Source organism: Psychrobacter sp. CLB018 (genome assembly GCF_041222815.1).
GTDB lineage: Bacteria > Pseudomonadota > Gammaproteobacteria > Pseudomonadales > Moraxellaceae > Psychrobacter > Psychrobacter faecalis.
The window spans coordinates 425252-448694 of record NZ_CP166085.1; the positions used below are offsets into that span (position 1 = coordinate 425252).

Sequence of the window (23443 nt, forward strand, 5' to 3'; positions counted from 1 at the left end):
TTAAGCAGCACAGAACCCATAAAAACGCCCCAATAGCCTAGGACTATTGGGGCGTTTGTTTTAAACTGACTTTAACAAGACTTGTTCAGCCAGCTTTATCTTATTTACAACCAAGTATTTATGACAGTGAAGCAATAGCTTCGTTGAATAACGGACTTGGACGCATGGCTTTTTCAGCCAATGCTTCATCAGCTAAGTAGTAACCTTTTAGATCCATCGATTTGCCTTGAACTTCATTCAGCTGCTCAACGATAGCGGCTTCATTGTCTTCAAGTTTTTGGGCCAGCGGCGCAAACTGTGCTTTTAGCTCGCTATTCTCATCTTGTGCGGCCAGCTCTTCTGCCCAGTATTTTGCCAGATAGAAATGACTACCACGGTTATCAAGTTCGCCTGTTTTACGTGATGGCGACTTGTCATTTAACAGTAGTGTTTCAGTAGCTCTATCAAGGGCGTCTGCCAATACTTTCGCTTTGGCATTGTCATCATTTTTGGCCAAATGCTCTAAAGATTCGGTCAAGGCTAGGAACTCACCGAGAGAATCCCAACGTAGATGGTTTTCTTCGAGGAGCTGCTGTACGTGCTTCGGTGCTGAACCGCCTGCACCTGTTTCGAACAAACCGCCGCCTTTCATTAGTGGCACAACTGATAGCATTTTCGCACTGGTGCCCAATTCTAAAATCGGGAACAAATCAGTCAGATAATCACGCAAAATATTACCAGTCGCAGAAATCGTATCTAGACCACGGGCAACGCGCTCTAGGGTATAACGCATGGCGCGAACTTGTGACATGATTTCGATGTGCAGACCGTTGGTGTCATGATCTTTTAGGTAGGTTTTTACCTTTTTAATCAGCTCGTTTTCGTGCGGACGGTATGGGTCGAGCCAGAAAATAACCGGCGTATCTGATTCGCGCGCACGGCGAACAGCAAGCTTCACCCAGTCTTGGATAGGGGCATCTTTGGTCTGACACATGCGCCAGATATCACCTTTTTCAACACGCTGCTCAAGTAAAACTTCGCCTGAGTCGATATCGACAATACGCGCGATACCATTGTCGCTAGATTCAAAGGTTTTGTCGTGCGAGCCGTATTCTTCCGCTTTTTGCGCCATCAAACCGACGTTTGGCACCGTACCCATGGTGGTTGGGTCAAAGTTACCATGCCATTTACAGAAATTGATCATTTCTTGGTAAATACGCGCAAAGGTCGATTCAGGCATGACCGCTTTACAGTCATACAATTTGCCATCAGCGCCCCACATTTTACCGCCGTTACGAATCATCGCGGGCATTGAAGCATCGACAATCACGTCACTTGGAGAATGGAAGTTGGTGATACCTTTTGAAGAATCAACCATCGCTAGACGCGGACGGTGTACTTGGCAGGCATGGAGATCGCGCTCAATCTCTTCACGTAAGCTGGCTGGCAATTCGGTGATTTTTTCGTACAAGCTTGCCATACCGTTATTGACGTTAATACCTAGCTCATCAAATAACGCGCCATGTTTTTGGAAGGCGTCTTTATAATAAATGCGCACCGCATGACCGAAGACGATAGGGTGTGATACCTTCATCATCGTGGCTTTTACGTGTAATGAAAATAAAATACCGGCTTCGCGGCAATCTTCCATTTCACGCTCATAGAACTCAAGCAGCGCTTTTTTGCTCATAAACATCAAGTCGATGACTTCTTTATCAAGCAAGGCAATTTTTGGTTTTAATACACTGGTCGTACCGTCTTCGAGCAACAGCTCCATACGCACGGTACGCGCTTTATCCAAGGTCATCGACTGCTCGCCGTCATAAAAGTCGCCGCTGTGCATGTGCGAAACGTGAGTCTGTGACCACTGTTTCCATTCGCCCATTGAGTGCGGATGTTTACGCGCGTAGTTTTTGACTGCTTTTGGCGCGCGGCGGTCTGAGTTACCTTCACGTAATACAGGGTTGACCGAGCTGCCTAAGCTTTTGCCATAACGGCGACGGATTTCTTCTTCTTCTGCGTTTTTTGGCTCGTCTGGAAAGTCAGGAATCGCGTAGCCTTTACTTTGTAGCTCTCTGATAGCTGCTTTTAGCTGCTGTACAGAAGCACTGATATTTGGTAGCTTGATGATATTGGCGTTTGGATCTTGAGTCAATTTGCCAAGCGCTTCTAAGTTATTTGGAACGCGCTGCTCTTCGGTTAAGTATTCTGGAAATTCAGCCAACACACGCGCCGCGACCGAGATGTCACTGGTTTCAACGTCGACGCCTGCGGTCTGGGCAAATGCTTTTACAATCGGCAAAAATGATAAGGTGGCAAGCGCTGGGGCTTCGTCAGTTTTTGTATAAATAATTTTTGACATGTTAGTAGATTATTCCTTGTTGTCATTAATGAGGCTAATAAGGCTGCGGTATCATTTAATAGCTTTATACAGCCCTTATATCATAATGGTCTACGGGGTTGGTTCGAGGTTCAATCGAGGTCCAAATACATCAGTCGTCTTTTAGTGCCATTCTTGAGCGAGTATGACGGCGAGAAAAGTTTCGTCGCCAGCCATTTGCGTTTATTCGTCTTTATAAAGCAGGCGCTCGATCAAGCACTAGCTCTATTAAAGAGTAATTATAAAACATTATAAAAGGTCACACTCAAAAGACCGTTGCTAAAAATTCATGCAAACCAGCGACTCAATACTCAGGATTTACAATGATCTGAGCGCGAATGGCTGACGCTATATTATAGTTGATCCACTATAAATCTGATATGATGTCAATGTTGTATATTGAACTAAGTATACTATTTTCGCTCATACCCTATGTATCTGAATTATATTAAGCTAATAATAGCCTTATTCTACCAGTCCTCGCCCTCAATATCATCTTTTGCGTGTAATTAGCGCGCTTTTAGTGCTATTTTTCACTTCTGTAAGCTTGTTTGTGAAATGATGCGCTTATCGACGTTGAAATAGTCTACATACTTCAAATTATCTGTTTTTAAATTAGCTTTTTTTAGAGTATCTGTTTTTAACATACTAACGCTAGCAAAACTCAATCCTGCGCCCCATCAATAAAAGCGTTAAAACCTATCCGTATGGCATTTTTATGCGCCTTTGTTTATAACCCTTCTTCATAAAAGTATTTTAGCGCTAGATAACTTCTGGTTTTTTGCAAATTGTGACAGCAAAAGCGCTGATATTTGCTAGGCTAAACGATAAAACCAATGAGCTTAAAAATAAATTCTAAAAATAGTGTGGTGATGATGAATTTACAATATGCGTTACTCAGTGATAATAGCTGGCAGGATATGGCGCGTTGGCAAACGCCAGATACACCTTTTATGACATTTGAGTTTTGGCAAGCACTTAGTGATACAGGCGCAATTGGTGAGCAAGCAGGTTGGTTGCCGATTTATGTCTTAATCCATCGGCCAAATGAGACAGATGGCGTTATTGATAATAATGCGAATGATGATAAAAGTAATGCTGCGCAGCCAGCGCTTACTTCAGAACCAATAGGGCAGCCTATTGCCGTTATGCCTGTTTTTATTAAAGGGCATCATCAAGGCGAGTTCGTCTTTGACCATGCGTGGGCACAAGCTTATGCGCAGTATGGTCTTGATTATTATCCACGCTTGGTGACCAGTGCGCCTTATACACCAGTAACGGGACAGCGTCTGTGGCTAGCAGAAGGTGAGGCGCTAAATGCGGATATTTTAAAGACAGCTATCGCAGGCGTTGATGATATCGCCCAGCAAGTAGAGGCCTCTAGCTGGCATGGTTTGTTTGCAACGTCTGAGATGGTAGCTATTGCCAATACAGCAATGCCGACTGATATCGATATAGAAATGGCGCTTAATAATCAAAAAAATAGCGGTACAGTAGAACCGATTGAGCTACCGATACTTGAGCGGCAGGGCTGCCAGTTTTTATGGCAAAATAAAAATGTCAGTCAAAACAATAAACAATTTGCCGACTTCGAGGCATTTTTGGCAACCTTTAGAGCCAAAAAACGCAAAACCGTGCGTGCTGAGCGGCGTAAAGTTGCCGAGCAAGGCATCTCTTGCCAGCGTAAATGCGGGGTTGCTATCACTGCAGAGGATTGGCAGACGTTTTATCATTGTTATGTGATGACCTACGCGGTACGTGGGCAGCAGCCTTATTTAACGCTAGATTTTTTTAAAAGACTGGCTGCTAGCCTGCCTGAACATTTGATGCTGGCGCAAGCGCTTGACGCCAATGGTGAAATTATCGCTAGCAGTTTGTTTTTTTATGATAAACCCAATAGCCAAAACGCCACGCTTTATGGTCGTTATTGGGGCGCGCTCGCTGAGTATGATAGCCTACACTTTGAGCTGTGCTATTATCAAGGTATCGAGTTTGCGATTGAGCAAGGTTTGACGTATTTTGACCCCGGTACCCAAGGTGAGCACAAATTAGTCCGAGGTTTTGTTCCGACCAAAACTCACTCGTTGCACCGTATTTACGATGGGCGTTTTGTCCCGGCGATTAGTAATTTCTGTGTAAAAGACCGCATGCATATGGCGCAATATCGTAAGCAAGCCTTTGCAGCATTGCCCTTTAATATTGATAACATGCCAACGTTTGATAGTACTGATTAATCCTCGATCATTTTTTTGCTAATCTTTGCCCAATGACTTCCTACCTAATACTTTTCTATCAGCTGTAAACTATGATTCCTCATTTTTCTCGTTCTGCTCCATCATCCGCTCCCAGTGAGCTAATAGATTTTCTCAATACCGAAGGGTCGCTGACGGCCATGCTCGAAGTAAAAGCAGGGCAGCCGTTACGCGTCGAGCGCAGTTTTGAAGGCTATCGGTTATTATCCTTGGCGCAAAAAAAGCAATTAGGTTTGCAAGGCGCGGCGTTAAACCGTCCGTTATTGGCGTGGGTACGCGAGTCGCAGCTATATGGCGATAATGAGCAGCCATGGGTACAAGCACAAAGCATTTTCCCGCTAGCAAGTTTGAAGGGGCGCGCTCGCCGTTTACAGCAGCTAAAAGGTACGCCGATTGGCTATGTGTTGTTTAAGCGCCGCCGTACTTTACCCAATCAACGTTCTATCGAAAAGACGGCAGACGGCTGGCAACGGCAGACGCTATATGACTGGTACGGGCGTAAAATCCTGATTAGTGAGACTTTTTTAGCGGCTTTTTTGTCCAAGAGTGATTAAATAATTACAATAAAAGCTGATATACAAAATCAGTAAGTCATTTATTTTATTGCGCATTTATTTCTCTAATAACGCCATTTAAATCTCTCAGCTTTCCGTGAGATTTTTTTGCGCTCATCGCACAAAGTTTCATGCTACACTTAAGCTATAGCGATGATGTCGATGCCCTTCTGCGCACCGATTTTATTGCTGATTTGGACAAGTTTTTAACAGGCCAATTGCCTGCGCTTGCCAATTTTACCTTCTTTTATTACTCGCCTCTTTTCAATGAGCATCACCATTAACGATAGCCACTACCTAGGACATCACTATGTTTAAAGATATTTCTATCAAAGAGTTTGATCCAGTACTTGCTGAAGCCATGGCCGCTGAAAGCGTGCGTCAAGAAAACCACATCGAGCTTATCGCTTCAGAAAACTACTGCTCACAAGCAGTGATGGAAGCCCAAGGCACTGACCTGACCAATAAATACGCTGAAGGCTATCCTGGTAAGCGTTATTATGGTGGTTGTGAGCACGTTGATGTGGTCGAACAATTGGCCATCGACCGTGCAAAAGAATTGTTTGGTGCAGAATACGTCAACGTTCAGCCGCATTCTGGTAGCCAAGCAAACTCGGCTGTTTTCTTAGCGTTATTAGACGCCAATGACACCGTCCTTGGCATGAGCCTAGACGCTGGTGGTCACTTGACACATGGCGCGCATATCAACTTCTCAGGTCTAAACTACAACGCCGTACAGTATGGTTTGGTTGAAGAAACTGGTCTGATCGATTATGACGAAGTTGAGCGTTTGGCAAAAGAGCACAAGCCTAAGATGATTATTGCTGGTTTCTCAGCCTATTCGCAAGTGGTCGATTGGCAGCGTTTCCGTGATATCGCTGATGAAGTTGGCGCGTACCTTTTAGTAGATATGGCACACGTTGCTGGTTTGGTCGCAGGTGGTGTTTATCCAAACCCAGTACCATTTGCCGATGTGGTCACGACTACCACGCACAAAACCTTGCGTGGCCCACGTTCAGGTATGATTTTAGCACGTGATGAAGAATTGGCGAAAAAGCTAAACTCTGCTGTCTTCCCAGGCAATCAAGGCGGCCCGCTCATGCACGTCATCGCGGCAAAAGCGGTTTGCTTTAAAGAAGCCTTAGAAGATAATTTCAAAACCTATCAGCAGCAAGTGGTCAAAAACGCCAAAGCAATGGCAAAAGTGATTCAAGACCGCGGCTATGAAATCATCTCTGGCGGTACTGAAAATCACTTGATGCTTATCAGCCTAGTCAAGCAAGAAATGACGGGTAAAGAAGCCGATAAATGGCTTGGTGATGCGCACATTACCGTGAATAAAAACGCCGTACCAAACGATCCAAAATCGCCATTTGTTACTTCAGGTATCCGTATCGGTACGCCAGCGATTACTACGCGCGGCTTTAATGAAGCACAAGCGGGCGAGTTGGCTGGTTGGATTTGTGACGTGCTAGATAGCCGCGGTGATGAAAAAGTTGCTGCTGAAGTACGCGGCAAAGTAGAAGCCATCTGTAAAGAGCTACCAGTTTATGAAAAGAACCAGTAGTTTTTAAATGCTTAACTTTATCAGTTAGATATAAAAAACCGCACAGCTATGAACTGACCCCCATAAGTTGGACACAACTTTTTGGGGGGGTAGTTCAGATAAAGGCGGTTTTTTATTAATCAAGCTTTAAATACTCGGAAAGTATTCTCAACCTTTCTCTAATATTTGAAACATCATTGGTGCCATGCTGAGAAAGCCTATCATATTCAAGTAAATCATAATCAGCATCTTCATATTTTATTTCTGCAAGCTTTCTGTTTTCTTTGACTGCTTTATCAAACTCATAGAGTTCAACTCTCTGAATATCTTTACCTAATTGAATGGATTTTTTAAACAGTAAGTAATAAACAACCATAATACCTTGAGTTCTCAGCAAGTCGTCCTTATCAGAGAAAACAGTGTTCATATTTTCTAAGACACTTGTTACGTTAGCTTGGAAGCAAGAAACCTCATCATATCGTTCTTTATAATTTTTGACCATGCTATCTAGATATACTTTTTTAGTATCAATTAATTTGTTGTGTTCATGGCTTGAAGTTTCAACAAGTAGAAATCTTGCAGAAACTTCCATATGTTGATACCGTGAATTTCTGAATTTAACCTTCTTAATAAATAATGGATGTTGCGAAATTTCGCGAATGGCCGATACCATAGCTCCCCCAAACGCATTTCTTTTTTCAGCAGAGTTCAAGGGTACAGCTTCATTAAGCCTAGAAAACATATCTTCTATTAAGTCAATATCATCAGAGCTAACACCTATTATAGGTAGAACGAAAGAATCAAATTTTATTTTTATCTTTGGATGTTTTTGCGCGATATCCTGATAAGTCATTCCAGCTAGTTTTAGACTTTCATCATCTTGATACTCAAAATCATCAGATAATGGAAAACCGTTATCCATAAACCACCAAATTGTTTCTAACCGCTGTCTACCATCAATGATAGAATATTGTTTCCCTGTTTCTTTTTTTTCTTCCCTAGTAAATTTATGGAAGTATATTTTAGGTATATCATAATCATTAAGAATCGAGTCAATTAAAAGTTTTTTCTTCTCGAGAGTCCAAACACTACCATTTCTTTGGTATTCTGGTGATATTTCAATTTCATCTTTCTCGGAAAAAACTCTCAAAATAGTAGTGTTTTGTAAAGGGCTTGTTTCAATATAACTCATATTATCTTGTCCTTAAGTAATAGACCAATACTCGATAGCTCTGGGAAAAGGGAAAATCTATTAAAACTTAATAATGCAAGCTCTCTTTTTAAATTTTCTTTGCTTTCTTTAGGTATTCTATATTTAAAAATCTGTTGATTTATTACACAATATTCTTCAAGCGGCTTTTTTTCTACGTGATGAATAGTGAAAACACCTTGCTGAGCTTGTATCCTAGGGTTGTTTCTAGTGGCTATTGTAGCTATTGGGTTCATTTTTAAACGAGGATTTACTTTTAAACTTTGAATGTCATAGCTTTTAAGAAAATCATCATCGAAAGATGGTATGAAATGTTTATTTTCATCATCAATGTGGGCTAGTTTATTTAACTCAATAGGTTTAAGCATCCACAAAGAGGCGTCATCTGATGCATGACTATCTTCAGAAATTGAAAAATAAAGAGAAGCTAAAGCACTTTCAGACCAATCTAGCAGTCTAGTTTGCACGCCATAATGTTGCATTAAAAATAACCAGTCAAAATTATTATTTGGATTTGTATTAATTAGCATCGAAGCAGACTGTTTAAATCTAGTTAATAGTATTTCTTCACTTAAATTATTATTACGGTATAAGCCTGGCAGAAGCTTCCAATCAAAACAAGCTTCACCTCTAAACCATACATCCTCATCATAATTGCCTATATCCTCTTTAAGAATTTCGATTAGACTTCCAATTGATGTAATCTCTTTTTCCATGTCTTTTCCAGATTTTTATAAAATTCTGTTTGAATATAATGCTCTGTTATCAGTATATCTTATAAGCTTTAAGTGTGAACAAAATTCTTAATTCAGTGAAAGCAAAACTATATCTAAGGGAGTCTGTATAGACAATAAAAAGGCTGGACTACGATTACGAAGCCCAGCCTTATTCGTTTGAGTCTAACTATATTGCATTCATAGTTTAAAATAGCTTAAAACGGCAACTTGGTAAATATCTGCAAGATAGTTGCGTTAACGATATCGACAAAGAAGGCACCAACCATCGGTACAATCAAAAACGCTTTCGGTGATGGCAAGTAGCGATCGGTCACTGCCTGCATATTGGCAATCGCCGTCGGCGTGGCGCCCATACCAAACCCAGAGTGTCCAGCTGCCAAAACAGCGGCATCATAGTCTTTACCCATGATTCTAAAGGTAACAAAATAAGCATAACCAATCATGACTAAAGTCTGAACGACCAAGATAATCAATACAGGGCCTGCCAAATCTGTCAACTCCCATAGTTTTAGCGATAGCAGCGCCATGGCTAAGAATAGACTTAATGACGCATTACCAATCACATCGATAGCACGGTCGAACATATCAAAATTGAATACCATGGTTAAGGCATTACGAATGATAACGCCGCCTGCTAATGCCCAAACGAAGGTAGGCAGCTCAAACGCGGTATCTGCTGCAACCAGCGTCATGATATCTGCAAACGCCAACGCCCCTGCAAACAAAGCCAATGACTCAATCGTAGAAGAGGCGGTAATCAGGCGAATGTTATCAGGTTTTTCGAACATCTCTTCATGGCGATGATCGCCATCTTCGCTATGTTTGGTACTATATAACGACTGCTTGCCAGCAAGCTTTTCAACGTCGCTTTGATTGGGATTAACAGGGGTGGGTTTAAGCCCCATTTTATTGATCAATCGGCGTGCAACAGGACCACCAACCAGACCACCTGCAACCAAACCATAGGTAGCAACGGCAATGCCAAGGGTAGTAGCACCCACCACATTGTACTGTTCTTCTAATACAACGCCCCACGCGCCTGCGGTACCATGGCCGCCTGTTAGGGCGATAGAGCCAGTCACCAAGCCAAGCAGTGGATCAAGACCCAATACGCTGGCCATCGCTACCCCAACCACGTTTTGTAAAATAATAAAGACCGAGACGACGATAGTGAAAATTAATAAAGGTGTACCACCTGCTTTCAGCCGTCCAAAGTCGGCGCTAAGTCCGATAGAGGCAAAGAACATCAGCATGGTTGCTGTTTGTAGGCCTTGGTGAAAGTTAAAGCTATAACCCCAAATCAAATTAAGGGCATAAACAATCACAGCAGCAATCAAGCCACCAGCCACGGGTTCTGGGATATTAAAGTCTTCCAAAAACTTAATTTTTTTAACCAAAAAGCGCCCTAATAACAGCACCAATGTGGCAAAAATCAGGGTGTAATATCCGTTTAATGTTACTTCCATAAGTTCATCCTTTCTCTAAATATGAATTCACCTAAATTCGGGATAAAACTGGCTTTATCTCGAATTTAGGTTCTGCTCGTTTTGCTATTCGTAGGTATCGTCTGACGCCTCAATAATCCATAATTGCGGTTTGCCAAAATCTTTATAGGCGTCTTCGATCAGGCGCTTAAAGGCATTAAAGTCCTCGCCGTTGATTTTTTCTACCGCATTTAAGTAAAGCGTGAAATCGGTGATATCACTATCGGTCAAACAGTCCCAAGCGCTGTCCCAATTATGGGCAAAATAGCTGGGAAAATTGGCGGCTGTCGCTAAGCTATTTAGCAGCGTTTCTTTATTCAAAACATCGCCAATTGGAATGTTAATCGCATGCTTCGGAATGCGATGAATAAGCGCTTCGTTTTTTTGGGCAATGGAGTTTTGGTTAACGTCATTTTTTTTAATATAGTAAATCGCTTGGTTCATATCATCTCACCTGCAATGGTCTAAAGCTGTCGTAATGGTCGACGGTCAAATAATAGACGGTTGGCGGATGACCGCCGGTGACAATACGCCGTGCGCCGCGATGCGAAACGCCGGGCGTCGGCACGGTATATTCGCGATAATAGCCTTGCGACTGGGCAGGCAATTTGCCTTCGCGATTATAAAAGGTGGTGCCATCTTTATTTGGATGAGGAAACGGGCCTCCTTGCTGAATCAGCGCCAGTGTTTGGTCAATTTGCGCATCACCCGTGATAGCTGCTGTGGCTGCTGTATCGGGGCTAGAGGTCTTAGGCGCTGTCTGCGTTATAGACGTTGCTGGCGTACTATCTGCAAAAAAACTGGAGGTTAAATCGCCAAAGAAGTAGACCGCCATGGCAAACAGCGCGATAAAACTCAATAGGGTAGAAAAACCGCTTTTTTTATGTTGACTGCTTTGATTGTTTTTTGACTGGTTTTTTCGATGATAGCTAGCGTTATTTTTATGCGTATTTTTTGCGTGTTGTTTGGTTGAATTTGCTAGCGGTGTTTTTGAGTCTGCCGTTTCTAAAATACTTAATTCGTTAGCGGTGACTTCGGTTGCGCGTAATTGGTTTTTATCATTACGCTGACTGTTAAAATAAACACGTTGACCGTCGCTTATCGGCTGCGAGAGACGCATGCTGCTGATATGAAAGAAGACATCTTCACCTTGATTGTCTACATCAATAAAGCCATAGCCTTTGTCAGCATTCCAGTGTTTAATTTTGCCACTTTGCATGGGCCCGGCTTCCTATAGCGTGGTTCTATTTAGCAAAATAATTTTTATATGCCATATATAGCATATTTATCAATAATAAAAAAAACGCCAGCAATTAAGCTGACGTTATTTAAGATTATACTCGAATTGGCCAATAAATTATAGTGCAGCCATAATGCCCTAGGCGCGTGTTTCGCCGTGACCGTAAACAATCCATTTTTGCGAGGTTAAACCCTCAAGCCCAACCGGTCCACGGGCATGAATTTTATCGGTTGAGATACCGATTTCTGCTCCAAGTCCGTACTCAAAGCCATCGGCAAAACGGCTCGAGGCGTTAATCATCACACTTGCCGAATCGACTTCGCGGATAAAGCGCTGCGATTTGGTATAGTTGTCGGTAATGATGACGTCGGTATGGTGGCTGCCGTGAGTGTTGATATGTTCAATCGCTTCGTCGATACCCGCTACCACCTTGACTGCCAAGATAGGCGCAAGATATTCGGTGTCCCAGTCCTCGCTGGTGGCTGCCGATAAATGACCTTGCAGGGTAACATTGTCATTTAAAATCGCCTGTGACTTCTCATCGAGGCGCAGTTGCATGGCGTCATCGGCTATTACGATGGCTTCAGCAATTTTTGGTAATAGTTCGGCTGCGATTGATTCATCGACCAATAGCGTCTCCATGGTATTACAGGTACCGTAGCGGTGGGTCTTGGCATTAACGCTGACTTTAATCGCCGTGTCTGCATCGGCATCGCTATCGATAAAGGTATGACAATTACCATCTAAATGCTTAATCACAGGGACGCGGGCATCGCGGCTGATACGTTCAATCAAACCTTTACCGCCGCGTGGTACGATCACATCGACATAGTCCGTCATGGTAATCAGCTCGCCGACGGCAGCGCGGTCAGTGGTTTCTAACACTTGTACGCTATGCTCAGAGAGACCGACCTTTTTTAAACCCTGTAAAATGCATTTGGCAATCGCTTGATTGGATTCAAAGGCTTCAGAACCACCGCGCAAGATAATAGCGTTACCAGATTTTAGCGCCAGCGAAGCCGCTTCCAAGGTAACGTTGGGACGCGACTCATAAATCATCCCGACTACCCCGAGTGGCACACGCATTTTGCCTAAATGAATACCTGATGGACGATAAGTCATGTCGGTCACTTCACCGATAGGGTCAGGCAATGCCGCCACGTCTTTTAAACCTTGTAGCATACCATCGAAGCGTGCATCGTTTAGCTCTAGACGATCGAGTAAGGCAGCGTCCAAGTCGTTTTTTTGCCCCTTATCCATATCGATTTTATTGGCCGCTAAAATATCAGCTTTGGCGCTTTTTAACGCATCATAGATTGCCATCAGCGCCGAATTCTTATCACCAGTATTGGCCGCAGCTAACGCTCGTGATGCCGCGCGCGCTTGCTTGCCGACCGTCTGCATATAAGCAGTTACATCTGTGGTATTCGATTGCGTCATAAATTAACGTCCTTTTATCATCAATAATCTAAAAAATATCGTTTAGCGCTCTAATGGCGCTCTGCTATTTAACATAGAGGAGATGAGGACGATAGTAAAGTCGATTTTGTGAACAACGACCGTTTAACAAGCACTGCGGAGTTTCCTTATGTTCGATTTTAAGGTTTTTAACTTTTTATAGCGTCTATAAGTAATGGGAGATAAAAAAGTATGCTGTCTGTTACGTATTTTTAACAGAACTGCGCTGCAACTGCTAAGGTAGTCGTGGTCAATCGTGAGTATAGTGGGCGCTAAGACGGTCAATTCATACGCTATCTTATACGTTATCAATGAAAGACATAGCAATTGGCTGATGCAATAAAGTGATGAATTCTATAAAGATTAATAAATTAAAGACTCATGATGGAGAGAAAAATGGCTATTAAAAATAAAACCTATAAAAACTGGCTCACAGTAGGCTTAGTAGCAGCAGCGCTAAGTATCAGCGCCTGCGGCAAAAAAGAAGAAGCGCCAATGGACGTTGAACCAGCTGCTGACGCGCAGACGCCAGTAGAAAATAACGCTACTGGCGTGGCAACGGCAAACAGCACGGATGATGTCGCGGTTGCAAGTGCCGATGCTAATGACGGGATGGCCGTTAGCGAGAATGATGATGTCGCGGTAGCAACTGCTGATGATGCAGAAGTCCTCGATGGTACTGAAAGCGAAGAGCACATTTCGACTTACTAGTTGAGCTTGTTAAATGCCGCTTGCAAGCGTCGACTGACTATTTAGCAGATAAAACAGCGCTAGCGGCGTTAAGATGATAAAATAAGGCCCATAACTGACTATGCGTTATGGGCCTTATTTTGTCGTTGATTCCTTTTAAAAAGAATACCGCGCTACTTAGTTAGAATTATCTAAGCCGAGCGCCGTTTTGAGTATTTTTTTATCGGCAATGAATTATCCTGTCAAACTCTAATGATTTTTAATGACCTTTACTAACTGAAGGGGCAGGGTTTGCCTTTTTATCGCATTATAGGCGACAATGGCGCATTTTTTTATTCATGTTTTCACTCATATTTATTGGAAGTCTGCTAAACCATGCTTGATACTGCAAAGAATCCGACTCGGCCCATCGCCTTAGATTTACAAGACGTCCATAAAAGCTACGGCTCGTTGGCGGTGCTAAAAGGGGTGTCTCTAACTGCTTATGATGGCGACGTTATCTCTATTTTAGGCTCGTCTGGCTCCGGTAAGTCAACCTTGCTGCGCTGTATTAACTTGCTCGAAAAACCCAATCAGGGGCGTATCATCATCGGCAATGATGAGCTGATGCTAAAGCCTGCCAAATCAGGCGAATTACAAGCGGCAGATATCAAGCAATTAGAGAGCTTACGCGCGCGCGTGGGCTTTGTGTTTCAAAACTTTAACTTGTGGCCACACAAAACCATTTTGCAAAATATCATCGAAGGACCAACGCAGGTCTTAAAAATTAAAAAAGACCAAGCGATTAGCGATGCAGAGAAACTGCTCGATAAAGTGGGTTTACTCGATAAAAAAGACGCTTATCCGGCGAATTTATCGGGCGGTCAGCGTCAGCGTGTGGCGATAGCACGCGCCCTTGCCATGCAACCTCAGGTGCTATTGTTCGATGAGCCAACCTCGGCCCTTGACCCCGAACTGGTCAATGAAGTACTTGCGGTCATGCGTGAGCTTGCCGAAGAGGGGCGTACCATGCTGATTGTTACCCACGAGATGCGCTTTGCCCGTGAGGTATCAAGCAAAGTGGTGTTCTTGCATCAAGGTATCATCGAAGAGATTGGTACACCTGAGCAAGTTTTCGACCATCCAAAATCTGAGCGCGTTAAAGACTTTATGGCATCGCATCGTCAAAACTAGAAGCGAATGTTTTACAGGTGTTTGGTTGAATGTCAAAAAACCTAAAACGCTTGTGATACAAAAGTTGCCCTCAGTAATTTTCTTGGCCTAAATTTTCTTAGTCTTTTTATTACCGAATAATCACAGTTGGTATGCAAAACGTTTGTTTTTGATATTTGAGTCAGGTATTATCAAAGGGTTTATAGGCAGTCGCAACTGGCGTCTGCCTATGTCTTTATGTTCATTGACTTGCTTATCTGGCAGGGACGTCAGAGAACAAAATATCAGAACCCTATATCAAAAACCTCATCAGAATTTAAGGAATGTATGATGTCGAATTCTCGCCTTTTGTGGTCATCGATGACCGTCACCGCCGCGCTTATGCTTGGCGCTTGTAGTCAGTCTGCTAATGACGCCACTGATAGCAGCGCTGATGCCCCTGCCGCAGAAACGGCCGGCAAGACCATTCGTATTGCCACTGAGGGCGCATACCCTCCCTTTAACTATACCAATGCCGATGGCAGCTTGGCGGGGTTCGATATCGACGTCGCCAATGCCTTATGTGCGCAAATGCAAGCCAAATGTGAAATCGTTGCTCAAGATTGGGACGGTATTATTCCAGGACTATTGGCGCAAAAATACGACGCCGTCATCGCTGGTATGTCAATCACTGAAGAGCGCCAAGAAAAGGTCGATTTCAGTGAGCCGTATTTTGCCAATACCATGGTTTGGCTTACCGATACCAAAGGCGGCTTTGACCCCAAATCCATTAAAAACCTAACCCTTGGTGGCCAGCGCTCTACGACGCCTGGCGCGTATTTACAAGACAATTATGAAGGTAAAGACGGCAACACCGTCAAGCTTTATGATAATTATGACAATGCCTACTTAGACCTAAAATCTGGTCGTAGCGATGCGGTACTCGCTGAAAAAGTCTCTGCCAAATCATGGTTGGCGGATAATCCAGAAGGTTTTGGTATCGTGGGTGATGAGATTGATAACGACGATAATATTGCCATTGCTGTCCGTAAAGGTGACTCAATCAAAGACGACTTTAATAAAGCGCTGAGCGAAATCCGTAGCAACGGTGAGCTTGCCCGTCTTGAGCAAGAAAACTTCGGTCAGTAATTTGCTTGATGCGCTTTGCGAGAAGTCTTTAACTGATAGCTATTAGTCAACAGACGGTTTCAATAAGCGCCGATTAACCAATGTCTGAACCATTGCGGATGAATAACGGCTGGTAAATATATTAAGGAATAACCTCTATGATCACTTCAATGACCTCATCAATGAGCAAAAAAGCGCTATGGCTTGCGCCGCTTAGTGCAGCGATGCTGATGCTTGCTGCTTGTAACAATAGCTCAACGCCTACAGAAAATACGGACGCCGCCGCTACAAGCGACGCACCGTTACATATAAAAATCGCCACAGAATCAAGCTATAAGCCTTTTAGCTATACCGACGCCGATGGGAAATTAATCGGCTACGAGATTGAGCTGGTAGACGCCTTATGTGCGCAAATGAAAGCTGAATGTGAAGTTATCTCGCAAGATTGGGACGGCCTCATTCCAGGGCTAAATGCGCAGAAATTTGATGCCGCCATTGCTGGTATGTCAATCACCCCTGAGCGTAAAGAAGTCGTAGAATTTAGCGACCCGTACTTTCATACTGGCATTATCCTCATTGGTAAAAAAGGCGATGATATTACCGTCGATGGCCTAAAAGGTCAGCCAGTTGCTTCACAGCGCTCGACGGTTGCGTCACAATATCTACAAGAAAAACATGCCGACTCTGACATCAAGCTTTATGACACTCAAGACAACGCTTATTTAGACCTAACCTCAGGTCGCGTGCGCGCCATGATGTCTGATAAAGTCACTGGTATTGACTGGCTAAAAACCGACGCCGGTAAAGACTACGAAGTCAAAGGTCAAGAAATCAGCACCAGCGATGATGCGATGGGTATTGCCTTCCGTAAAGGCGATCCATTGGTTGCCAAGTTTAATAAAGCTTTGGCTGAACTAAAAGACAACGGCACTTACGATCAAATCACAGGCAGTTATTTTGGTACTAGCTCAACAGCGGCGGCGCAAAAAGCAGTAGAGACTGATGGCGTCAAAGAAGTGGTGGTCGCTGATGACAGTAATGTCGATGCCAATGCAGTAATAGCCAAAGAAGAGCAAGCAGAAACGGCGACTAATTAATAGAGCTGTCTCTCATAATCTATTAGATAAGCGCTGATTTTAATAAAGCACGTTTTAATTAAAGCGTGCTTTATGCCATCTACAATACTTTCCTAAGTACCAATGCCAATTAATAATGTCAAATAACAACATCAAGGATGATTATGAGCAACCATCTTCTTTTAGCCCCTATGCCTAGTACGTCCTCTGTTACCTCATCCGCCAGTAAGCACTTGTTAAAGACAAAATCGATGCTAGCCCTAGCGGCATTGTTGGCTTTAGCGGGCTGTAGTAATGGTCAAAATGAGACCAACGAAAGCGCAAGCGCAGAGACGACTAAAACGTCAGAAGCGGCTGATAATAATAGCGCGGCGAGCGACGATGATAATGTGCTACGTATCGGTACCGAAGGCGCTTATGCACCCTTTAACTATACCAATGCTGACGGCACGCTTGGCGGCTTCGATGTTGAAATCGCCAATGCTATTTGTGACGATTTGCAGATGACTTGTGAAATCATAGCGCAAGATTGGGATGGTATTATTCCGGGGCTTAAAGCGGGCAAATATGATGCCATCGTCGCGGCAATGTCGGTCACGCCAGAGCGCGCAAAGCAAGTGGCTTTTACCGATCCGTACTTTAGCAATGCCTTGGTATTTTTAGCCAAAAAAGACAGCAGCTTTGATCCTGCCAATAGCAGCGATATCAATGCCCATTCTATTGCCGCCCAGCGCTCGACCATCTCTTCGCAGTGGTTAGAAAATGCCTATCCAAAAGCTGATATGAAGCTTTATGATACCTTGAGTAATGCCTTTTTGGATTTGGGTTCTGGTCGCGTTGATGCCATGATATCTGACAAACTCCCAGCGCTAGAGTGGCTTGGCTCAGCATCAGGCAGCAATTATGCAATAAAAGGCGATGAGATAGATATCAATGATAATTTTGCAATTGCCGTGCGTCCTAACGATGAAGCCTTGCAAACCAAAATCAATAAATCTTTGGCCAATCTAAAATCCAATGGTACGTACGATAAAATCAATCAAAAATATTTTGCCGTACCAGCGAAGGTGGCAAACACTGAGACAGTATCAACCGAACCAACGGTAGAAAATGCAGCGCAATAAGCGCTTATTATCATTGTTATATTAATCACGGTTTTCCCTATTTAGCGGTAAACGTGAAGTCATAAAAGCAAAAAGACATTACCATCAGGGTGATGTCTTTTTTGCTTTAATAATAGGGTTACTTTACAACCAATACAGGGCGAGGGGGATAAATTTTTCGAAGCCTCTGGAGTGCAAAGCGCACGGCAAGCAAGAAAAATTTATCCTACTCGCATCTGGTTATTATTCTATCGATTTTTTTTAAAAATGATTATCATGATTCCTTACTCAAAGAATCACCACAATTTTATGCATTATGAAGGGTCAACTTTTATCAGATATCACTGATTTATAGGCTATTTATCCTGATAAGTATCTATTTAGGCAGCGCTTTTATGCGTGAGTATTAACATAGCTGGCAGCGAATATGATAAAATCAGCGCTCATTTCTACTGTGTCAATTTCCGCCGCCGTAATCGTATGGATATCACGTCATTCTATGACGCAAAAAACCGCCATCTATGCGGTTTGTCATACGACTATTCGCAGCGCTCAGCTATTGATGCTGATTCTTTTAACTCATATTTTGCAACTTGCTAATATAAAGAGACTGAGTGGATAATTGTGTTTGATTTACAAGGATTTGGCGCGCTATTACTAAGCGGCGCTACCGTCACTATAAAGCTGGCGCTGACCAGTTTGGTCATCGGTATGGCGTTAGGCTTGCTTGGCGCGACCGCCAAGATGTCCAATGTCTGGCTGCTGCGTAAGCTTGCGACGGTCTATACTGCCACGATGCGCGGCATCCCTGAGCTGTTATTGGTGCTGTTTATTTATTACGGCGGCTCGATATTGCTCATGAGTATCCTCAAAAAGTTCGGCTATAACGACTATATCGAGATTAGCGCGTTTTGGGGCGGGGTCATGGCGTTATCAATTGCCTTTGGTGCGTACGCGACCGAAATTTTTCGTATGTCCATTCAAGAGATTCCGGTAGGGCAAAGAGAAGCGGCGCAAGCGATTGGCATGCGACCTTTTCAGACTTTTTATCGTATTACCTTGCCGCAAGTCTGGCAGATTGCACTGCCAGGTCTCGGCAATTTGTTTTTGGTATTGCTCAAAGATACCGCCTTGGTGTCGGTCGTCGGTCTAAAAGATATCATGTATCAGTCCTCGCGTGCGGCGCAGTCGACACAGCAGCCGTTTACCTTTTATATGGCCGCGGCGATTATTTATTTGGGTCTGACCATGTTGATTACCGGTTTTATGATGTGGCTTGAGTGGCGTGCCAATCCGGCGGCGCGTTATGCTAAAAAGCTCAGCCGTCAAACCCACCATCAAACCACTCAAAGTCAATCGACCATAGGGTAGAGGAGAGATACTATGGATTGGAATTGGCAGGTCATTTTTGACCATATTCCTGATTTAATGGGTGGCGCGGTATTGACCGTCCAGCTCGTTGTATTCTCGGGTATTATTGGGTTGTTTTTTGGTTTGATTTTGGCATTATTGCGCCTGTCCAAAAATTGGCTGGTGCAAGTTTTACCATTTTTATATATCTTCTTTTTCCGTGGCACGCCGCTACTGGTACAGATATTTTTGATTTATTATGGGCTTGGGCAGTTCGAAGCGGTACGTAACTCGTTCTTATGGGAGCCGGTACTTAGCCAAGCTTATTGGTGTGCCATCATCGCCTTTACCCTTAATACCAGCGCCTATTTGGCAGAGATTATTCGCGGTGCAATCCAAAATATTCCTGTGGGCGAGCTTGAAGCCGCCGATGCCATTGGCATGTCAAAATGGCAGAAGCTGACGCGTATTACCTTACCGCGCGCTTTTGGCATTGTGATTCCTGCCTACAGTAACGAAGTTATCTTTATGCTAAAGGGAAGCGCGCTGGCATCCACCATTGCGTTGATGGATATCACCGGCGTTGCGCGTACGATTAGTGCGCGTACTTATACCTTGATGGAATTGTTCTTTGCGGCCGGTGTCGTTTATCTGCTGCTGTCGTGGGTGATTTTATTTAGCTTTAGATTGTTTGAAAAACGTATGAATCGTCACGCCAGCTATGTGCCGCCAGACGTGGTTACCAATACCATTCCTTAAAAGTAGGCACGGCAAAATAAAAAAGCTATAGTGGTCATAAATTAAAAAATCGGCCTTAAGGAAATAGTATGAGCTCATCGCCCCATATGTCCATCGCCAACGCTATTATTGGTAATGTGAAAGATACTGCTGGCACCACTGATACCAATAGTGATACCAGCATTGATAATAGCGAACGTCTGCGTACTTCTATCGGTAAAGTCGTCTGTGTCGGGCGCAACTATGCGGCGCATGCAGAGGAGTTGGGCAATGAAGTGCCTAGCGCGCCGATGCTATTTATGAAACCTGCCTCTTCGGTGGTATCTATCCATCAGGGTGTTGAGCGACCAAACCCTGCCATCTTTGGCGAAACCCACTATGAAGCTGAGCTTTGTATTCAGCTGGCAACAGACTTATCAAAAGCCACGCTTGCAGAGGCGAAACAAGCTATTGGTGGCGTGACATTAGGGCTTGATTTGACCTTGCGTGAGCTACAAACTGAGCTGAAAGAAAAAGGTCATCCTTGGGAGCGCGCCAAGTGCTTTGATGGCGCTTGTGTGCTTGCTGACTGGCTCGATGCAAATGCCTTTGGTGACTTCAAAAACGTCCATTACCAGCTGAATATTAATAACGAACTCAAGCAAGATGGCGATAGCGCCTTGATGCTATTTCCCGTTTATGAGTTATTGGTTAATATCAGTCACGCTTTTAGTTTGCAAGCAGGCGACGTCATTATGACCGGGACACCAAGCGGCGTTGGCGCTTTACATGCGGGCGATGTGTTGACTTTAAAACTAGGCGCTCATCAGTGGCAGACAGAGGTTAAATAAGTTTTTATCGCAGCTATCACCTATTAATCTGTAAAGGCATTAATGCTTAACGCTATCAAAAAAATCCCAAGTGAACGCTTGGGATTTTTTTGGTTTATCAGTGGTGATAGTCATTTATCCTAAGCTTATCATTAAATAACTATCAAATCGGCATTTGGTTTTCAACGTACTGTCATAAACACTCAGTAGAATTAGGCATAATTCGTATTTTGGTGATTGCAATTACGAGACTGCAATCAACTCTCTCATGCCAATCAAGCCTAACAGCAAGGTGACTGATAATGACATTATTGAATAACAAACAACCGCTTGCCCATGAAGTCGTTGAAGATTCTAATCCGAGCAACAATATTGATTTTCAAACCATTATTAGTCGCCGTTTAAATCGGCGTAGTATCCTAAAAGGTGGCACAGGATTGACGGCGGCGGCGTTTTTTGGAGCGCTACCTTTAGTTGGCTGTAGCGACGATGACGATAGTATTCCTACCAAAAATAATGGCAATGATGCTGCTATCCCTGCACAAGGTGATCTCAAGCGTCCCGAAACTTTGAAGTTTACCGCAGTGGCGCATTCGACTGCCGAAACCATGAGCGTGGCGGCAGGCTATAAGGCTGAGATAATACTGCCTTTAGGCACGCCGCTGATATCTGGCATTGATGATTGGAAAGACAATCGCGAGCAGTCAGCTGAGTCATTCGAATGGCGTATGGGTGATAACCATGATGGCATGTGGTTCTTTGGCAAAAAGGGCACTGCCTATGATGCCAAAGCATCAGAGAATGGACTACTGGTCATGAATCATGAATACGTCAATAGCAGCGAGCTGAGCCCATTTGGTTACCATGTGATCCAAGATAAAAATGCTGCGCCAATCTTTCAAAATCGTCGACTTGCAAGCGACGTACGCCGTGAGGTGAATTGTCATGGGGTAGCGGTGGTCGAGATGAAGCGCCGCGCCGATGGCATGGGCTATGAAATGGTCCCCAATTCAAAATACAATCGCCGTATCACCAGCAGTACAACCACGCAATTAGCAGGTCCTGTTGCGGGCTCTGATTTGGTCAAGACCAAGTTTGACCCAACAGGCTTTCAAACTCGTGGTATCAACAACAATTGCGGCGCAGGCTTATCACCATGGGGCACCTATCTAACCACCGAAGAGAATTTTTTAGGGGTGTTTGCCCGTGGGCAAGATGCCAGTCAGCTGAGCGCAGGACAAAATTATGGTCGCGAGCGCTATGGCGCAACGGAAAATTTCTCTGGCTTTGAATATCTTTGGCACACCCCTGATGCCAAAGATGCCAAGATCGTAGACGAGTTTTCACGCTGGGATATGACCGCCACTAGTGCTAGCGCTACTGACGATTATCGAAATGGTTTTAATACCTTTGGTTATATCACCGAAATTGATCCTTTTGATCAAAACTCCATGCCCCAAAAGCGCACGGCACTGGGACGTTTTGCTCATGAAAACTGTGCTTATGCTCCCGTTGAACAAGGCAAACCGGTGGTGTTTTATATGGGCGATGATGCTCGCGGTGAATATATTTATAAATTCGTCTCCAAAGCCACCTGGTCAAATGCTGATATCGGTGGTGGATTAAAAGCGGGTGACAAGTATTTGAATGAGGGCATGCTCTATGTTGCTATCTTTAATGAAAATGGTCACGGTGAATGGAAAGCGTTAATTCATGGTCAAAATGGACTGGATGCTTTGAACAGCGAGTTGCCTTTTCATGGACAAGATGAGGTATTGGTCTTTGCTCGCGCGGCAGCAGATGCAGTCGGTGCAACCAAAATGGATCGACCAGAATGGGTATCGGTCAGCCCGATAACGGGTGAAGTGTATGTGACTTTGACCAATAATAAATATCGTGGTGTACGAGATGATCAGCCAGTGTCGGCGTCCAATCCGCGCAGCTATAATACTGGCGGCAAAGCGCGTGGCAATGACAACGGCCATATCATTCGCTGGGCAGAAGCGGGCGGTGATCATGCGGCAACCAGTTTTGACTGGGACATTTATTTATTTGCTGCACCGAATGATTTAGTAGCAGAAAATTTATCGCAATTAAATGACAGTAATGATTTTTCTTCTCCCGATGGCTTATACTTCGATCCACGCGGCGTTCTATGGATTCAAACAGACGACGGCGCTTATACCGATACCAGCAGCTGTATGTTACTGGCAGCGCTACCAGGTAATGTAAGCGATGGCGCCATTCAAACCACGTCAGCAGGGCAACAAACCCGAGTCGGTATGCCTGCTAGCAATGATAACATCAAACGATTTTTTGTCGGTCCGGAGGGCTGTGAAGTCACAGGTATCACGATGACGCCAGACTTTAAAACCTTGTTTATTAATATTCAGCATCCGGGTAATACATGGGGAGCAGTGGCTGGCGGTAGTACCCCGCGCTCAGCGACAGTTATGATTACACGCGAAGATGGTGACGTCATACTGGCAGAATCCTTTGTCTAGTTAACTATTTGCATTAGTAATGATACGTCTGAACAAACATAAAAATCCTAAGTCATGGCTTTAGGGTTTTTGTG

General features: G+C 43.9%; 20 protein-coding genes. 13 read left to right on the plus strand and 7 right to left on the minus strand.

What is annotated here, in order from left to right:
• Positions 1-118: 118 nt before the first annotated feature.
• Entirely contained in the window at positions 119-2341 is a 2223-nt protein-coding gene (locus AB8P72_RS01900) for an NADP-dependent isocitrate dehydrogenase (protein WP_193031143.1), read from the minus strand.
• Positions 2342-3234: 893 nt separating this feature from the next.
• On the opposite strand from AB8P72_RS01900, the gene AB8P72_RS01905 reads away from it, so the two are divergent.
• The 4 genes from AB8P72_RS01905 to glyA all read left to right on the plus strand — a co-directional run bounded on the left by AB8P72_RS01905 (position 3235) and on the right by glyA (position 6732).
• Positions 3235-4593: a GNAT family N-acetyltransferase gene (locus AB8P72_RS01905; protein ID WP_193031154.1), complete on the plus strand. Its 1359-nt coding sequence runs from the start codon at positions 3235-3237 to the stop codon at positions 4591-4593.
• A 71-nt stretch (positions 4594-4664) separates the two neighbouring features.
• Positions 4665-5165: a chorismate lyase gene (locus AB8P72_RS01910; protein WP_102076481.1), complete on the plus strand. Its 501-nt coding sequence runs from the start codon at positions 4665-4667 to the stop codon at positions 5163-5165.
• Positions 5166-5296: 131 nt separating this feature from the next.
• Positions 5297-5449 (plus strand): hypothetical protein, encoded by a 153-nt coding sequence (locus tag AB8P72_RS01915; RefSeq protein ID WP_180952507.1) that lies wholly within the window; start codon positions 5297-5299, stop codon positions 5447-5449.
• 26 nt (positions 5450-5475) lie between these two features.
• Positions 5476-6732 carry a serine hydroxymethyltransferase gene (gene glyA / locus AB8P72_RS01920; RefSeq protein ID WP_193031141.1) on the plus strand — a complete coding sequence of 419 codons (1257 nt, stop codon included), beginning with the start codon at positions 5476-5478 and terminating at the stop codon, positions 6730-6732.
• 115 nt (positions 6733-6847) lie between these two features.
• On the opposite strand, the gene AB8P72_RS01925 is transcribed toward glyA, so the two are convergent.
• From AB8P72_RS01925 to AB8P72_RS01950, 6 genes are all read right to left on the minus strand, one after another.
• Positions 6848-7903: a DUF262 domain-containing protein gene (locus AB8P72_RS01925; protein WP_193031139.1), complete on the minus strand. Its 1056-nt coding sequence runs from the start codon at positions 7901-7903 to the stop codon at positions 6848-6850.
• On the minus strand, positions 7900-8637 hold the full coding sequence (locus tag AB8P72_RS01930; protein WP_193031137.1) for an FRG domain-containing protein: 738 nt from the start codon (positions 8635-8637) through the stop codon (positions 7900-7902). The genes AB8P72_RS01925 and AB8P72_RS01930 overlap by 4 nt, the downstream gene beginning before the upstream one ends.
• Positions 8638-8852: 215 nt before the next feature.
• A complete protein-coding gene (gltS, locus tag AB8P72_RS01935) occupies positions 8853-10124 on the minus strand; it encodes a sodium/glutamate symporter (protein WP_193031135.1) in 1272 nt (423 codons plus the stop codon).
• A gap of 84 nt (positions 10125-10208) precedes the next feature.
• Positions 10209-10586: a barstar family protein gene (locus tag AB8P72_RS01940; RefSeq protein ID WP_193031133.1), complete on the minus strand. Its 378-nt coding sequence runs from the start codon at positions 10584-10586 to the stop codon at positions 10209-10211.
• A gap of 1 nt (position 10587) precedes the next feature.
• Positions 10588-11361 (minus strand): ribonuclease domain-containing protein, encoded by a 774-nt coding sequence (locus tag AB8P72_RS01945; RefSeq protein ID WP_193031131.1) that lies wholly within the window; start codon positions 11359-11361, stop codon positions 10588-10590.
• A 159-nt stretch (positions 11362-11520) separates the two neighbouring features.
• A complete protein-coding gene (locus tag AB8P72_RS01950) occupies positions 11521-12822 on the minus strand; it encodes a glutamate-5-semialdehyde dehydrogenase (protein WP_193031129.1) in 1302 nt (433 codons plus the stop codon).
• 414 nt (positions 12823-13236) lie between these two features.
• Here AB8P72_RS01950 and AB8P72_RS01955 point away from each other — a divergent pair, with 414 nt between their 5' ends.
• The 9 genes from AB8P72_RS01955 to AB8P72_RS01995 all read left to right on the plus strand — a co-directional run bounded on the left by AB8P72_RS01955 (position 13237) and on the right by AB8P72_RS01995 (position 23369).
• Positions 13237-13551 (plus strand): hypothetical protein, encoded by a 315-nt coding sequence (locus AB8P72_RS01955; protein WP_193031127.1) that lies wholly within the window; start codon positions 13237-13239, stop codon positions 13549-13551.
• A 354-nt stretch (positions 13552-13905) separates the two neighbouring features.
• A complete protein-coding gene (locus AB8P72_RS01960; protein ID WP_068406004.1) occupies positions 13906-14703 on the plus strand; it encodes an ABC transporter ATP-binding protein in 798 nt (265 codons plus the stop codon).
• Positions 14704-15012: 309 nt separating this feature from the next.
• A complete protein-coding gene (locus AB8P72_RS01965) occupies positions 15013-15810 on the plus strand; it encodes a transporter substrate-binding domain-containing protein (protein ID WP_369957937.1) in 798 nt (265 codons plus the stop codon).
• Positions 15811-15947: 137 nt separating this feature from the next.
• Complete coding sequence (locus AB8P72_RS01970) at positions 15948-16886, plus strand: transporter substrate-binding domain-containing protein (protein WP_193031122.1); 939 nt, start codon at positions 15948-15950, stop codon at positions 16884-16886.
• 143 nt (positions 16887-17029) lie between these two features.
• A complete protein-coding gene (locus AB8P72_RS01975) occupies positions 17030-17989 on the plus strand; it encodes an ABC transporter substrate-binding protein (protein WP_193031120.1) in 960 nt (319 codons plus the stop codon).
• A gap of 603 nt (positions 17990-18592) precedes the next feature.
• Entirely contained in the window at positions 18593-19339 is a 747-nt protein-coding gene (locus AB8P72_RS01980; RefSeq protein WP_068405995.1) for an ABC transporter permease, read from the plus strand.
• A 12-nt stretch (positions 19340-19351) separates the two neighbouring features.
• Positions 19352-20077, plus strand: coding sequence for an ABC transporter permease (locus AB8P72_RS01985; protein WP_193031118.1), 726 nt, complete (start codon positions 19352-19354; stop codon positions 20075-20077).
• A 179-nt stretch (positions 20078-20256) separates the two neighbouring features.
• Positions 20257-20886 carry a fumarylacetoacetate hydrolase family protein gene (locus tag AB8P72_RS01990; RefSeq protein WP_369958255.1) on the plus strand — a complete coding sequence of 210 codons (630 nt, stop codon included), beginning with the start codon at positions 20257-20259 and terminating at the stop codon, positions 20884-20886.
• 281 nt (positions 20887-21167) lie between these two features.
• The gene (locus AB8P72_RS01995) at positions 21168-23369 is read left to right on the plus strand and encodes a PhoX family phosphatase (protein ID WP_193031114.1); all 2202 of its coding nucleotides are present in this window, start codon (positions 21168-21170) and stop codon (positions 23367-23369) included.
• The last annotated feature ends 74 nt before the right edge of the window (positions 23370-23443 follow it).

Bases quoted from the DNA above. Each gene is read 5' to 3' on its own strand.
- AB8P72_RS01900 (WP_193031143.1), bottom strand. From the start codon at position 2,341: ATGTCAAAAATTATTTATACAAAAACTGACGAAGCCCCAGCGCTTGCC.
- AB8P72_RS01905 (WP_193031154.1), top strand. From the start codon at position 3,235: ATGAATTTACAATATGCGTTACTCAGTGATAATAGCTGGCAGGATATG.
- AB8P72_RS01910 (WP_102076481.1), top strand. From the start codon at position 4,665: ATGATTCCTCATTTTTCTCGTTCTGCTCCATCATCCGCTCCCAGTGAG.
- AB8P72_RS01915 (WP_180952507.1), top strand. From the start codon at position 5,297: ATGCTACACTTAAGCTATAGCGATGATGTCGATGCCCTTCTGCGCACC.
- glyA (WP_193031141.1), top strand. From the start codon at position 5,476: ATGTTTAAAGATATTTCTATCAAAGAGTTTGATCCAGTACTTGCTGAA.
- AB8P72_RS01925 (WP_193031139.1), bottom strand. From the start codon at position 7,903: ATGAGTTATATTGAAACAAGCCCTTTACAAAACACTACTATTTTGAGA.
- AB8P72_RS01930 (WP_193031137.1), bottom strand. From the start codon at position 8,637: ATGGAAAAAGAGATTACATCAATTGGAAGTCTAATCGAAATTCTTAAA.
- gltS (WP_193031135.1), bottom strand. From the start codon at position 10,124: ATGGAAGTAACATTAAACGGATATTACACCCTGATTTTTGCCACATTG.
- AB8P72_RS01940 (WP_193031133.1), bottom strand. From the start codon at position 10,586: ATGAACCAAGCGATTTACTATATTAAAAAAAATGACGTTAACCAAAAC.
- AB8P72_RS01945 (WP_193031131.1), bottom strand. From the start codon at position 11,361: ATGCAAAGTGGCAAAATTAAACACTGGAATGCTGACAAAGGCTATGGC.
- AB8P72_RS01950 (WP_193031129.1), bottom strand. From the start codon at position 12,822: ATGACGCAATCGAATACCACAGATGTAACTGCTTATATGCAGACGGTC.
- AB8P72_RS01955 (WP_193031127.1), top strand. From the start codon at position 13,237: ATGGCTATTAAAAATAAAACCTATAAAAACTGGCTCACAGTAGGCTTA.
- AB8P72_RS01960 (WP_068406004.1), top strand. From the start codon at position 13,906: ATGCTTGATACTGCAAAGAATCCGACTCGGCCCATCGCCTTAGATTTA.
- AB8P72_RS01965 (WP_369957937.1), top strand. From the start codon at position 15,013: ATGTCGAATTCTCGCCTTTTGTGGTCATCGATGACCGTCACCGCCGCG.
- AB8P72_RS01970 (WP_193031122.1), top strand. From the start codon at position 15,948: ATGATCACTTCAATGACCTCATCAATGAGCAAAAAAGCGCTATGGCTT.
- AB8P72_RS01975 (WP_193031120.1), top strand. From the start codon at position 17,030: ATGAGCAACCATCTTCTTTTAGCCCCTATGCCTAGTACGTCCTCTGTT.
- AB8P72_RS01985 (WP_193031118.1), top strand. From the start codon at position 19,352: ATGGATTGGAATTGGCAGGTCATTTTTGACCATATTCCTGATTTAATG.
- AB8P72_RS01995 (WP_193031114.1), top strand. From the start codon at position 21,168: ATGACATTATTGAATAACAAACAACCGCTTGCCCATGAAGTCGTTGAA.